This window comes from Saliphagus sp. LR7, assembly GCF_003344565.1.
In the GTDB taxonomy this organism is placed as follows: Archaea; Halobacteriota; Halobacteria; order Halobacteriales; family Natrialbaceae; genus Saliphagus; species Saliphagus infecundisoli.
The window spans coordinates 62591-73401 of the sequence record NZ_QPND01000016.1; the positions used below are offsets into that span (position 1 = coordinate 62591).

Sequence of the window (10811 nt, forward strand, 5' to 3'; positions counted from 1 at the left end):
CGTTCTAGTTCGAAATCAAGATCTCGATTGCGCATAGGCTGGTCACGGTCAACAACGATTCGTCTCGAACTCGGATAAATATACCCCTCGAGACATGAGATACACTTCCCTGCTCCTAGCGAGCCTCAAACCCCCGTTATGGGGCAATCTACCTGTCTGATATCCGCCGATCGAACGGCACTGCACCCCTGCTATTCCTCCTTTTCCCGGTCAGCAGCTTCGTCCGATAAGTACCGAAGAAGGATTCGATCCGGGGCCGGTGGAGACCGTGGTCGGACCAGTGAGTCCGTCGAGTCGATTGGATGACCCGTCTCGACGAAGTGCTCGAGCGCTTCTTTGGACTGTTCGTGTTCGGTCAATCCATCTGCTGCACTCACAGCCCAGTCACACTCATGGCAGTATTTCATATAGAGTAGTACCTACCGTTCGATCGCTCACCAGAGGGGGCGTCTCGTCGGCGGAGCGTCGGTGGTATCCCTCCGAGCGAGAGTATAGGGTCCCCTTTCTCTCCGAACGAGCGCGGTGTAGGGGAAGACGGTACGTTGCTTCTGAGCGGGCATATTCAGTCTGTGGCTCAGCGGGACCCACTCCGTCGTCAGTGGACGACGGGTTCGTTAGTGAAGGATGTCATCCTTGGGGTTACTTATTTCTTCGCCAGCGAGGACCTTATTCGCCCGGCGAAGTCGTTCAGACAGTGCCTGGTGGGAGATGCCAAGATCATTCGCCAGCTCTTCGAGAGAGATCTGCCGAGGAACGTCGTAGTATCCCTGCTTGTAGGCTTCAGTTATCGCCTTTTCCTGGGATTCGGTCAGTGCCGCGGTTGCTTCGAGGTCGGCATTACGGCCGGCTTCGACCATCCGTCTGATGTCGATATCGATCCCCTGGGATTCGAGTTCGGTGACCGCCTCCGAGAGGTCGTCCCGTTCGGGGAACAGCAGCCGGAACGTCCAGTGGTTGGCCGCACACTGTGCGTCGAGGATCGTCCCGTCGTTAACGAAGATCGCCGAGCGCATCTCTTCGACCCCCGAGTCGTACTCGATCCGGTAGAGCCACTCCTCGGCCTCGGTGTCCTCGAGCAGGTGATCGAACTGATCGACCGAGGAGTCTGCGGCCAGGGCTTCTTCGAGGTCGGCTTTGGACTCGCCACTGATCCAGACCAGCGGCATCACCTGGGACGAGCTTTCAGTGACGACGCTTTTGACCCGCACCTCGAGTTGGGGCAGCGCTTCCAACGTCCGTGAGAGCGCGAGGTCCTCCGACGGCAGCGCGAGTTCGGTGACGGTCGTCATTGATTACACTATCCGCTTGTCCAACGGACACAGGGATCAGCGTGGTCCCTAAGAGTTTAGGCACACAGCCTAGCCGTCAACGGGACCGCCACCGACAGTACGAGAGTCCACGATGGGAGTCACACGCAGAGGAGGATAGACTACCGCTACTGATCACCAGTCTCGTTGCCACGTGCTGCTGGGAGCGTAAACGAGAACGTCGTTCCCTCGCCGGGGTGGGACTCGACCCAGATGTCGCTACCGTGGCGCTCGACGATCCGCTCACACAGTGCGAGTCCGATGCCGGTACCGGCGTGTTCCTCCCGGGTATGAAGCCGCTGGAACACCTCGAACACCTGGTCGGTGTCGTCGGGGTCGATCCCGATCCCCTCATCGTGAACCGAGACGAGCCACTCGGCTCCCTTTCGGTCGGCGGTAATGGAAATCTGCGGCGGATCGTCGCCGCTGTACTCGATGGCGTTATCCAGCAGGTTCAAGAACACTTGCCGGAGTTGGCTAGCGTCCCCCTGAACGGTCGGTAATTCATCGGCAGTGATCTCGGCGTCGCTCTCCTCGATGGATACTTTCAGATCGTCGCGAACCTCGCCGAGGACCGTTTCCAGATCGACCGGTTCGAACGGGTCGCCCCGCGTTTCGACCCGGGAATACGTGAGCAACCCCTCGATCATCTCGCTCATTCGCTCGGCGCCGTCGACGGCGAACTCGAGGAACTCCTGGCCGTCCTGATCTAACTCGTCGTCGTATCGCTGTTCGAGCAACTGGAGGTAGCTCGAGACCATCCGCAAGGGTTCCTGAAGGTCGTGACTGGCAGCGTAGGCGAACTGTTCGAGGCGTTCGTTCGATTCTTCGAGCCGATCGACCAGCCGTTCGAGCTCTTGTTCGTTGTTGTGGCGGTAGATGGCCTCGGCGAGAACGTTGGCCACACTCTGGACGAAGTTGACGTCCTCGCCTGTAAACGTTTGTGTGGTGGTATCGTGGGTTCCGAGAATCCCCCACGGGTCGTCGAACGGCCCGATGACAGTACTGATCCCGCTTCGTACGTGGTGACTGGTCAACAGGTCGGGACCGCTAAAGCGCGTCTCCGTCTCGAGGTCCTCGACGACGACCGGATGGTCGTTTTCGAGGGTGTAGGCAGCCTGTGAGTTCGCTTCGACGGCCGAGACCGTCGCCTCGCCGGCGATCCCCTCTCTCCAGCCGACGCCCTGGCGGAGCAGCAGTTCCTCGCGGTCGTCGGAGAGGTCGAGCACCTTGCAGTAGTCGGTGTCGAGGATGTCGGCTACCTGACTCGTGGCTTCGTGCATCAACTCGTCGATATCGTCGGTTTTGAGGGCCATCTGCCCGATATCAGCCACGGCCTGTTGTTGTGCCGCCCGCCGTTCGAGTCGCCGTTCGCGTTCTTTCCGTTCGGTGATGTCCCGAGCGACAGTCATCCCGGCGAAGACGTCTCCGCGCTCGTCAGTGATGGGGGCCGCATGGAGGACCCACTCACGACCTTCATACTCCAGTTCGGTCGATCGCTCTTCGCCCGATAGAGCGGCCTCGAACACCGGTACCAATTCGTCGGCGCCCGAATCGTTCCACACCGCTCGGAAGTGTCTCCCCTCGACAGCGTCGGCATCGACCGAAAGGCGGTCGAAGCCTTGTCCAGCAGCCAATTTGTACTCTGAGTTATGGTCGAACAGCGTCACGATGCCGTCGGGGAAGTACTCCACGAGCGTCCGGTACCGACGCTCCGAGCGCTCGAGTTCGCGTTCCCGACGTTTGCGTTCGGTAATATCACGATCGGAGACGATTATGGAGACAACTTCTCCGTCGTTATCCGTGACAGGACGGAAATAACCGCTGAGCGTATACTGGTTCCCGTTGGGCCGCGTGAGGTCGGCCTCGAAGTCGACGTACTCACCGTCGGCCGCTCGCTCGGTCCACTCCTTGATGTCACACTGGAGGTCGTCGCCCTCGCCCCACCAGGGAGTCTCCCAGAAGGGTTCGCCAGTCACGTCCGCGAGATCGGCATCGATGTACTCCATGGCCGTCTGATTAATATCCACCACTGTGCCATCGGGCTCCAAGAGCCCAACTAAGATATTCGGATCCTCGAACGTCGCTTCGAACCGCCGTTCCGTCCGCCGGAGTTCCTGTTCGCGTTCCCGGCGCTCAGTGACATCCCGGAAGTATACCGACAGCCCTGTCTCCGAGGGATAGGCGTGAATCTCGTACCACGCGTCGGACGGCGGATAGTACGCCTCGAAGGAGAGCGACTCCTGGGTTGCCATTGCCTCGTGGTAGTACTCGTCGAACGCGGTGTCCCGAAGCTCCGGAAAGCTCGTCCAGAGCGACGTTCCGAGCAATTCTTCTCCGTCTACCCCGAGGATCCGTTCGGCACGCTCGTTGACGTGGGTGAACTGGAAGTCCTCGTCGAGAGCGTAGAACCCGTCGGTGATCCGGCCGAAGATCGTCTGGAGTTCGCTTTCGAGTTCCTGTTCGCGCCTGTGCCGATCCGTCATATCCCGGGTTACCTTCAGAAACCCCTGATGGGTGCCGTCGTCCCCGCGGACCGCCGTGATCGTGACGTTCGCCCAAAACCGGGAGCCGTCCTTCCGGAGCCGCCAGCCTTCGTCTTCGACCGAGCCCGCTTCGATCGCCGCCTCGAGGTTCCGCTCGGGGACGCCCTTCGCTCTGTCCCCGTCGGTGTAGAACGTCGAGAAGTGCTCCCCCAGGATCTCCTCGCGTTCGTATCCCTTGATCGCTTCCGCTCCCGCGTTCCAGCTGGTGACGTACCCGTCCCCGTCGAGCCGAAAGATCGCGTACTCCTTGACGGCGTCGACCAGCGAACGAAACCGTTGCTCGGTCTCTTCGAGTGTGTCTTCTGACCGCTTCCGGTCGGTGATGTCGTAGTAGAATTCGATTCGGCCGCCCTCGAACTCTCCCGACTCGATCGGCTTGCTGTAATGCTCGAGCCAGCGCTCGTCGCGATCCTCGTCGGCCGGGAGACGACACTCGAACCGCTCGATGTAGCTGTTGTCGTCGTAGGTCGCCAGGACCGTCTCTGCGAAGTGATCGGGGTCGGCAACCCGGTGTTTGACCGACTCCTCGATGAGCTGTCGCTTGTCGCGACCGATGACAGACTCGCGATCGAGTTCGAAGTACTTCTCGATGGTTTCGTCGATCCAGGCGACCTCGAACTCCGCGTCAAGCACGAAGACACCGATGTTCGCTTCGTCGAGAACGGTCGCGATCGGGTCGTAAGCTCCCTCTGTGGACGTGAGCTGCTCCGATTCTCGATCGACAGTATCCCGGTCGTGGACTGCCCCGATCGACCCCTGTAGATCGCCGTCCTCGACGAGTGGATTGATCCGTAGTTCGACGGGGAGATGCGCTTCATCGGCGGTTTCGATCATCACGTCGAACGGGTCAGGAGTCGTCATTTCGGCGTCAAGGCTCTCGTGTGTGGCTCGTTCGATCCGATCGACATCGTTGTCATCCAACAGCACGGAGATATGCTCGCCGAGGAGTGCCTCGCTCGTGTATCCGCTCTGCTCGAGAAGCGAATCATTGACTGCGACGAATCGTCCCGCCACATCCAGCTGGTAGAGGCCGCAATCGGACAACTTGGTGACGCCCCGATAGCGCTGGAGGATCTCGGGATCATCCACCGCCCCCCAGACCCGAATCCCCGAGATCTCTTTCGCTCGATTCATACGAAGAAGAAGTACTCATTGAAACAAATAAACTCCCCGCTTAATGGGACAGAGGCGGTGATGCAGACTACATTTCAAGGGCTAACTCGGCTGATTGATCCCGATTCCTTGGAGACTATCATTATCTTGTGCAACATCGCCATCCCATCCAAAGAGGATTATTGTGCTGTGTTGAATAGCGGCGATCTTGTCTATCACATCTCAGATTGGCTGGTGTATACCCTCCCACTGCTGATTCTCAGTTCGGTTTCGCAGAGTTCGCTTTCAGAGGGTTCAACAAAGCAGACTGGTCGGGATGGGTGAGGTGTTTCCTCATATGGTTGTTGCCACAGCCGTCGTCTTTCTCGTCAGTCTCGTGCTCGGAGTAGTGGGCATCTACGTCGGGGCACGAATCATCGTCGGGGTGAACGATTTCGATCACGCGTACGTGTTTACCCCGAAGTCTCGACGGCCGGCACAGCGTGAGCCCGTGAGATCATCTCATTGTTGCTGACGACTCGGCGAAGCTCTTCGTAGGGATTGCGTCCCTGCTGGCGCCACGTCGCCAGCAGGGACAAGATCGTCTCGTGAACGAACATCCCTCGATCGTTACGGAGTGTTCCGATGATTTTCCGGAGAACGACTGGTTCACGAAGTGCGTTCTCAGCTGCATTGTTCGTCGGAGCGACCGCTGGCTCACCGACGAAGGTGAGCCAGTGGTCGATTCCCCCTTCGATCTTCCCGAGAAGTGTTGCCACTGATTCGTCGTCAACTGATCGCTCAACAAGCGATCTAAGGCCGTTCTGGCATGAACGGTGCATCTGTGCTCGTTCACGAGCGGTCGGGTCGGTCTCCAGCCACGCCTGGAGACCGACGTACATCTGCTTCAGAGAGCGGTACACGGGCTCTGCGACATCGTAGTCAGCAGCGACGTCTTCGGCTTCACGAAGAATGTGAGCCCAGCATCGCTGGAGGTTGCTGCTGAAGGCTGGATACGCCGTCCACCCGTCGCAGACGACCGTTCCCGCGAAGTCCTCCCCGAGGACTTCTGCGGGAACATCATGCCCACGACTCTCTCTGACTGCGTAGAGCGTGTGCGTGTCCGTCCTGAACGTCCAAATCCACGCCTGTTCGTCATCGCGTTTGACGCCAGTTTCGTCAACATGGACGACGTCAGCATCCTGGATCTGCTGACGGATCTGTTTGTACTCATAGCGACCGGCGCGCGCAGCGCGCTCGGTCGCGTGCCACGCGGACGCCCCGGAGAGTTTCAGACCATGGAGTTGCTCGAAGCGGTCGGCGATTTTCCGGTAGGGAAGGCGGTGATCGTAGCGAGACACTGCTGATTGTGCGATGACGTTCACCCCGAACTGCCCCTCATCGGGGCAGTCGGGGTGAGACGCTACCGTCTCTGCGCCACAGCAGTCGCATTCGTAGCAGTGGCGGTTGTATTGGGTCGTTTCAGGAGGCTGTGGGTCGGGAATCTCCTCAACGAGTCGGGGGCTGACGCCCGCCGACTCGTCGAAGGCCTCGCCGCACTCTGGACAGCAGTCGCAGGTGACCTCGATTTCCCGGTCTGGATCAGGAGCAACTCGCCACTCAGGATCGTGTCCAGGTTTCCGGCCAGGAGTTCCACCGTCCGTCCGAGGCTCCTCGTCGTCGTCCTCGCCAGACGAGGACGACGACTTTCCACTGTTTGATTGGTCTTTACTCGGTGGTGTATGCGGTCCTTCGTACCACCGGAGCTTGGCTCTGAGGCGTTGATTCTCCTTGCGGAGTTCTTCGACTTCTTCTTTCAGATTAGCAAACTGTTGGAGAAGCTCTTCTTTGGAAGACTCCGAAGTCATGAACAGGCGAGACGGGATGGTCTCCGAACTGGAGACCATCCCTCGAAGATGCATTCGTTCGCCTGTTGCATCGATCTACTGCACCAGTTGTGCGACTCCTACGAGAGCCTGCCGAAATCACTCTGGGGCTAAACACGTACGATCACGCGATCGTTACTGCATTACTCGGAGCGATCGTATGGACCGTCGCGGGGGCACTCGTCGGCTCAATCCCCTTGGTCGGTCCGCTGATCGCCCTCGTCGCGTACATCGGCGTGATCAACTGGCGCTACGCGAGTTCGTGGACCGCCGCTGCGATGATCGGTCTCCTCGTGTGGCTAACAGTCTTGGCCGTGTTGTACGTGCTGGCTGTGTTCGGAGTCACGGGATTTGAGGCCACTGGGGTCCCGGGAACCTAGATTACCCATACGTAGCCGCTGATTCTTACGTTTCTCGGAAAAGCTAGATTGGAGGGTACACAATGGAACCTCTGACCCTAAGCATATAGGGGCCAGGTTGAACCGGCTCTCCGTTGGAGAAAAAGTCGTGAGTCCGATGACGGCAATCGCAGAATTCCGCCTGTCCGGGGAGAACAGCGCGTGTAAAACGGCGTTCGACCGGCTTCCGTCTCTGGAGTGCGAGATGGAGCCGGTCGTCGCCGGCGACATCGGTGTCTGGTTCTCCGGGGCCGAGCGCTCCGCAGTCGAGGACGCCCTTGCCGCGGATCCGACCGTCGAGAGCCACGAGCGGGTCGAGGCCGGGGAGGACCGCTGGTTCTACGAACTCGAGTTCGCGGGCGCCTTCGACGGCCTGTTTGAACTCGTCGCCGACCGCGACCGGGCAATCCTCGGCGCCGTCGGCAGGAGAGGTGTCTGGACGGTCCGCTTCCGGCTTCCCCAACGAGAGGACGTGCGGGAGGTCTACGACGGGGTAGCGGTGTTGGGCCTCGACCCCGAAGTCGTTCGTCTCGCTGACCCAGCGGCGGCGGATCACGGCCGGTCGGAGTTGACCGCTGAGCAGTACGAGGCGGTCGCCGTCGAATCGATCGGGGCTCCTTCGAGATTCCCCACGAGGTCATCGTAGAGAAACTCGCTTCTTACCTCAATCTCCCCCCTCGGGCGCTCTTCGGGCGGCTCCGTGGGCCTACAGAACGCTGGCCACAATCGAACTCAGGGATGACAACGCTGTTGTCCCGGCCTGAGATCGCTTGCTCGCGCGGTTCAATTTACGGTTGGAAGCACGACGGTTCGCGACGGACGACGAACAACGATTCCCCGGCATCGTTCTCACGCGTTCTTGAGTATGCCGCTGAACAGTTTGGAGCAGGTACAGGATCTTCCGATCGGTTTCGTCAAGATCTATAGTTCGAACCTACATATGAGAGGTCCATATGTTGGGCTTGCAGATGAGAAGCCATTCTGCGGGAGTTATACGCGATGAGAGGGCGGGTTGAGACGCTCTTTAGGGAATGGAGCAGGATCTTGGCGTTAGAGGTTGCGAGCTCGGGCAAGCTGCAGGTGTCAGTCGTCATTGACACCTGCTGATGCTGGCCTACAGCCCCCTCAAGCTCTGGCTGCTGCTCAGCGCCACCCAGCCAGTCGCCACCGGCGTGCTCGCTCTTCGATACGTGTAGTTCAGCGCCATAACAACTGCAAAAGAGCGGATAGAGCGTTATGAGTCCGTGTCTCGGTCTCGAGCGTCGATGATGAGCGTGTTCTCCACGAGGGATTTGTGACCACGACGGAAGCGTTCCGAGAGCGCTTGATGAGAGATATCGAATTCAGACGCTAATCCCTCCAGGTCTATCTCCCGTGGAATTTCGTAATATCCACGCTCGAAGGCGTCGACCAATGCGTCCTCCTGGCCATCCGTCAGACCGAATCGTCCCTGGCGCCCTTCATCGATATTATAGAGTGGTTTGACATTTAGGTCGACTCCATTCGCCTGGCAGTCATCATAGGCTCGAGCAAGCTCATCACGAGTCGGGAACAGAATGCGAAAATGCCACCCTTCGGTGTTCGTCGTCTGTGCAGAGAGAACCGTTCCGTCTTCCTCGACCAGAATGCGAAAGAGAATCTCGACTTGGCGGACCCAACTCATCCGATACAACCGCTCATCTTCGAGATCTGCAACGAGTTCGACCTCACCGACAGTCTCATCGTTTGCAAGCATCTCGTCAAGCCCATCAAAACTTGGCGCTTCCGCCCAGAGGTACGGCATGAGACACTCGTTCTTCTTCGCAACGATGCGCTCAGCTTTGAACTCGATATTCTCGATTGTATTGATCGTCTGTTCGAGCGCGAAGTCCTCAATCCCAACCTCGACTTCGACGATCGATGCGCCCATCCTAACCCCTCCCAACAGCGAGAGAAGGAGGATACTGTTCGATCTGATCAGCTTGCTGGTCCAGTGAGACGAGATGTTGATCGGAGTCATAGTGAATGACCTCAGCGTCCGCTAATTTTGGGATATGGATATGAACCAGTGAAATAGAGACAGATTTGATCGCGTCAGAAGAAACCTCGGTGACTGGCGCATCGTATTCCCGGCGAGCGACCTCTGTCGCCAGATCCGCCAGTGCCATCGGAGTTCTGTATTCTCGAAGGCTCTGGAGGACGTATCGACGTCGATCGCTCGCAAGCAGTTCATACGTTTCTGACGTGGTTAGGGGGGTGTTATCGCTCATCTGGTTGCTCCTGGAACGTTTCTTGATCTTTTCCAAGGATGGTAAACGACGAACTCCCACAGCCCCGGCATTCGGATGGAATTCCCAACGGCTCAACATCACCGTCTGTATTGATATTTACAACGTAGATATTGTCACAGCCCTCACACACGACAGCTGCGCGATCTTTCGGGTCTATTCCCATGGTAATGGGTAGGGGACAATATGTGATTATCCGAGTTAATTCTTCTTTAATATACGCCTTGCCATTTCAACCAGCGGTCCACTTAATGACGAGTGCCGTCGAGTTGCCACGTGAACATCGCTTTCAGGACCACTACCAGACTGTTGGCCGCTCCCGACCCCCAGATTGCGGTTTCCTCGCCGTCCACGGACGATTCAGTGGGAATGTCCATACCATCGTCGGATTCGGGGACGAGCACGCTGACCAACGTATTGGTTTCATCGGCCATGAGCAAGCGTCCGGCAGGCGAGTCCGACCAGACCCAGAGCGTCTCGAAGAACTCGACGTTCGGAATCTCGACTTCGAGCTCGTCTTCGACTTCCGGGGACATCGCTCCCAACCGGATCGTGACGCCGCGCTCGCTCGCCTCCCGAAGGCGCTCGACGAGTGTGTCCGTGAGTACCTCCCCGACGGTCATGTAGACGAGTTCGTCCTCGGCGTTCTCGATAAAGTCGATGACGCGATCCGAGATCGCTTGCTGATTGCTGACGGTCCAGACGCCCTGTTGTTCCTCCGAGCGCGAGACTCCACCGAGCGAGTCGAGCGCACTCACCAACTCGTGGACCCGATAGGACACCTCGGATTCGAACCGCCGTCCCGTCGTTTCCGAGGAAACCGCCCAAAACTGTTTGGGTGTCGATTGCTGGACGTCGACGAGCCCCCACGACTGGAGTTCCTCGACAGCATCATAGACACGCGTTCGGGGAACCGACGTGACGTCACTGACGTCTCTAGCCGTGCCGTCGCCGAGACCCTGGAGGGCAACAAACGTCCGAGCAGCGTACGTGCTCAAGCCGAGCGCCTCGAGGTGATCGACCGCCGTCGACCATGACCGATCCGAGTCAGTGGGAGCCATTGAACCAGTGGTGTATCCGCTCTCGCGACCCTCCCGGTAGGGAAAGGGTAGGCACACGGCGTCAGCGTGGTTGGGACCTATCTGCCACAGTGTGCCCATCGGGGGTTCGTCCTCCCCATGCATATAGTTATTGTGAGTATCCGAGTGAATTAGTTTCGAGAAGATGGAAGACCCGTACTGCTATCGGTCTCGGGAAAACTCTGTAGTGATGAGAGTGACACATTGAAACGCGACTTCGTATCCGTGATATCCAT

At 58.6% G+C, this 10811-nt stretch carries 8 protein-coding genes and 1 pseudogene; 2 read left to right on the forward strand and 7 right to left on the reverse strand.

Translation table 11 applies throughout. The features are described from left to right. Positions 1-614: 614 nt before the first annotated feature. The 4 genes from DVH23_RS17760 to tnpC form a co-directional block, all read right to left on the reverse strand. The gene (locus tag DVH23_RS17760) at positions 615-1289 is read right to left on the reverse strand and encodes a helix-turn-helix domain-containing protein (RefSeq protein WP_114578758.1); all 675 of its coding nucleotides are present in this window, start codon (positions 1287-1289) and stop codon (positions 615-617) included. A 146-nt stretch (positions 1290-1435) separates the two neighbouring features. Beyond that, a complete protein-coding gene (locus DVH23_RS17765) occupies positions 1436-4987 on the reverse strand; it encodes a PAS domain-containing protein (RefSeq protein ID WP_114578759.1) in 3552 nt (1183 codons plus the stop codon). Between the two features lie 238 nt (positions 4988-5225). After that, positions 5226-5408 (reverse strand): hypothetical protein, encoded by a 183-nt coding sequence (locus tag DVH23_RS24365; protein WP_198667986.1) that lies wholly within the window; start codon positions 5406-5408, stop codon positions 5226-5228. Positions 5409-5418: 10 nt separating this feature from the next. After that, positions 5419-6852: an IS66 family transposase gene (gene tnpC / locus DVH23_RS17775; protein ID WP_114578761.1), complete on the reverse strand. Its 1434-nt coding sequence runs from the start codon at positions 6850-6852 to the stop codon at positions 5419-5421. Positions 6853-6944: 92 nt separating this feature from the next. Here tnpC and DVH23_RS24660 point away from each other — a divergent pair. Together DVH23_RS24660 and DVH23_RS17785 are read left to right on the forward strand one after the other, a co-directional pair. Then, positions 6945-7211 (forward strand): annotated as a pseudogene (locus DVH23_RS24660) (hypothetical protein); the annotation flags it as partial. A gap of 136 nt (positions 7212-7347) precedes the next feature. Next, the gene (locus tag DVH23_RS17785; RefSeq protein ID WP_114578762.1) at positions 7348-7875 is read left to right on the forward strand and encodes a bacterio-opsin activator domain-containing protein; all 528 of its coding nucleotides are present in this window, start codon (positions 7348-7350) and stop codon (positions 7873-7875) included. Between the two features lie 588 nt (positions 7876-8463). Here the strand turns inward: DVH23_RS17785 and DVH23_RS17790 are convergent. From DVH23_RS17790 to DVH23_RS17805, 3 genes are all read right to left on the reverse strand, one after another. After that, positions 8464-9138, reverse strand: coding sequence for a helix-turn-helix domain-containing protein (locus DVH23_RS17790; protein WP_114578763.1), 675 nt, complete (start codon positions 9136-9138; stop codon positions 8464-8466). Position 9139: 1 nt separating this feature from the next. Next, positions 9140-9478, reverse strand: coding sequence for a hypothetical protein (locus tag DVH23_RS17795; protein WP_114578764.1), 339 nt, complete (start codon positions 9476-9478; stop codon positions 9140-9142). A gap of 266 nt (positions 9479-9744) precedes the next feature. Next, positions 9745-10557, reverse strand: a complete 813-nt coding sequence (locus tag DVH23_RS17805) for a TrmB family transcriptional regulator (protein WP_114578766.1) — start codon at positions 10555-10557, stop codon at positions 9745-9747. Positions 10558-10811 lie beyond the last annotated feature (254 nt).